General features: G+C 47.2%; 2 tRNA genes and 2 rRNA genes. All 4 read left to right on the top strand.

Going from position 1 to position 2,902, the window contains the following annotated elements:
* Nucleotides 1-173 (top strand): 16S ribosomal RNA (locus ACW4YW_RS15575); the annotation flags it as partial.
* Between the two features lie 121 nt (nucleotides 174-294).
* Nucleotides 295-368: transfer RNA gene (locus ACW4YW_RS15570), tRNA-Ile, on the top strand.
* Between the two features lie 109 nt (nucleotides 369-477).
* Nucleotides 478-551, top strand: a tRNA-Ala gene (locus tag ACW4YW_RS15565).
* A gap of 148 nt (nucleotides 552-699) precedes the next feature.
* Nucleotides 700-2,902 (top strand): 23S ribosomal RNA (locus tag ACW4YW_RS15560); the annotation flags it as partial.

Below are 2,902 nucleotides of genomic sequence, written 5' to 3'. Positions count from 1 at the left end.
CAATGACGCGGTGAATACGTTCCCGGGCCTTGTACACACCGCCCGTCAAGCCATGAAAGTTGGGGGTACCTAAAGCATGTTACCGCGAGGAGCGTGTTAGGGTAAAACCGATAATTGGGGCTAAGTCGTAACAAGGTAGCCGTACCGGAAGGTGCGGCTGGAATACCTCCTTTCTAGAGTATCGCGGATCGGTACTCGTCACGTTACATATGATTGCAAAAAGAGAAAACATCAGAAGAAAGTGCCCGCCCCGAAAGGAGCAGTACTGAGAGAAAGAGATGAACAAGATAAGCTAGTCCCGTAGCTCAGTTGGTTAGAGCACTACACTGATAATGTAGGGGTCGGCAGTTCGAGTCTGCCCGGGACTACTATTTAACTTAAAAAAAGGAAATTCTGGAAGTTGGAATTCACCAAAAGAAATTAGAGAAGAACTCAAGAAATCTAAAATCTGAATTCTACAATCTAAGATTGAAAAATGGGGGATTAGCTCAGCTGGCTAGAGCGCCTGCCTTGCACGCAGGAGGTCAACGGTTCGACTCCGTTATTCTCCACTGGTTTACTATAAAGATAGTAAATAAAAGTTCATTGACATATTGAGATAAGAAAATAATAAAAAGTAGAAAGCGTTTTTTGTTATAGTAGCAATACAAATAACAAAAGATAAAAAAAAACGGTCTTAATTAATTTTAAGATTGGTACAATAAGCAAAATAAGGGCGTATGGGGGATGCCTTGGCTCTCAGAGGCGATGAAAGGCGTGATAAGCTGCGAAAAGCTGCGGGGACGGGCACACACCGATTGATCCGCAGATACCTGAATGGGGCAACCCACTATGTTGAAGACATAGTACACCGATAGGTGGGCAAACCCGCTGAACTGAAACATCTAAGTAGGCGGAGGAGAAGAAAACAAAAGTGATTCCGTAAGTAGTGGCGAGCGAACGCGGATTAGCCCAAACCAGTGCTGTTACGGCAGTGCTGGGGTTGTAGGACCACGACATTTTATGCACAAGGAACCGGAAGTTGCTGGAAAGTGACGCCATAGAGGGTGATAGCCCCGTATGGGTAACAAGTGTAATAGATAGTGGTATCCTGAGTAGGGCGGGGCACGTGAAACCCTGTCTGAATTTGGCGGGACCATCCGCTAAGGCTAAATACTCCTGAGAGACCGATAGTGAACCAGTACCGTGAGGGAAAGGTGAAAAGAACCCCGAACAGGGGAGTGAAAAGAACCTGAAACCGTGTGCTTACAAGCGGTTGGAGCAGACAAGTTCTGTGACAGCGTGCCTTTTGCATAATGAGCCTACGAGTTACTCTTGTCTGGCAAGGTTAAGTCCTTCAGGGACGCAGCCGAAGCGAAAGCGAGTCTTAATAGGGCGCATAGTCAGATGAGGTAGACGCGAAACCTTGTGATCTACCCTTGGGCAGGTTGAAGTTGCAGTAACATGTAATGGAGGACCGAACCGATAAACGTTGAAAAGTTTCCGGATGACCTGAGGGTAGGGGTGAAAGGCCAATCAAACTCGGAAATAGCTCGTACTCCCCGAAATGCATTTAGGTGCAGCGCTGAATTAAGTTATATAGAGGTAGAGCTACTGATTGGATGCGGGGGCTTCACCGCCTACCAATTCCTGACAAACTCCGAATGCTATATAATGTTTCTCAGCAGTGAGGGCTTGGGTGCTAAGGTCCAAGTCCGAGAGGGAAAGAACCCAGACCATCAGCTAAGGTCCCCAAATATACACTAAGTTGAAAGAACGAGGTTTGTCTGCCCAGACAGCTAGGATGTTGGCTTGGAAGCAGCCATTCATTTAAAGAGTGCGTAACAGCTCACTAGTCGAGCGGACGAGCATGGATAATAATCGGGCATAAGTGTATTACCGAAGCTATGGATTTAGAGTTTACTCTAAGTGGTAGGGGAGCATTCCAGCAGGGTTGAAGGTGTATCGTAAGGTATGCTGGACTGGCTGGAAAAGAAAATGTAGGCATAAGTAACGATAATGCGGGCGAGAAACCCGCACACCGAAAAACTAAGGTTTCCACAGCTATGCTAATCAGCTGTGGGTTAGTCTGGTCCTAAGGCGAACCCGAAAGGGACAGTCGATGGCCAACGGGTTAATATTCCCGTACTACTAATTACTGTGATGGGGTGACGGAGTGATGAAAGCGCCGCGAACTGACGGAATAGTTCGTTGAAGTACCTACCTATAAGATGCGCAGGCAAATCCACGCGTCTTGGGGAAATACGATAGTACTCGGAGTCTTCGGACAAAGAGATAGTGCGCCTAAGGGCTTCCAAGAAAAACCTCTAAACTTCAGGTAATTAGTACCAGTACCGTAAACCGACACAGGTAGTTGAGGAGAGAATCCTAAGGTGCTCGAGAGATTCATGGCTAAGGAATTAGGCAAAATAGACCTGTAACTTCGGGAGAAAGGTCGCCAGCGCAAGCTGGCCGCAGTGAAGAGGTCCAGGCGACTGTTTATCAAAAACACAGGGCTCTGCAAAATCGTAAGATGAAGTATAGGGCCTGACACCTGCCCGGTGCTGGAAGGTTAAGAGGAGATGTTATCTTCGGAGAAGCATTGAATTGAAGCCCCAGTAAACGGCGGCCGTAACTATAACGGTCCTAAGGTAGCGAAATTCCTTGTCGGGTAAGTTCCGACCTGCACGAATGGTGTAACGATCTGGACACTGTCTCAGCCATGAGCTCGGTGAAATTGTAGTAACGGTGAAGATGCCGTTTACCCGCAGTGGGACGAAAAGACCCTGTGCACCTTTACTATAGCTTAGTATTGACCTTGGATAAATGATGTGTAGGATAGGTTGGAGACTGTGAAGTGGCGTCGCCAGGCGTTGTGGAGTCATTGTTGAAATACAACCCTTTGTTTATCTGAGGCCTAACC

It is taken from the genome of Methylobacillus pratensis (assembly GCF_054072455.1).
Note: the sequence above shows the minus strand (reverse complement) of the source record. Positions and strands in the feature narration are given on the sequence as shown.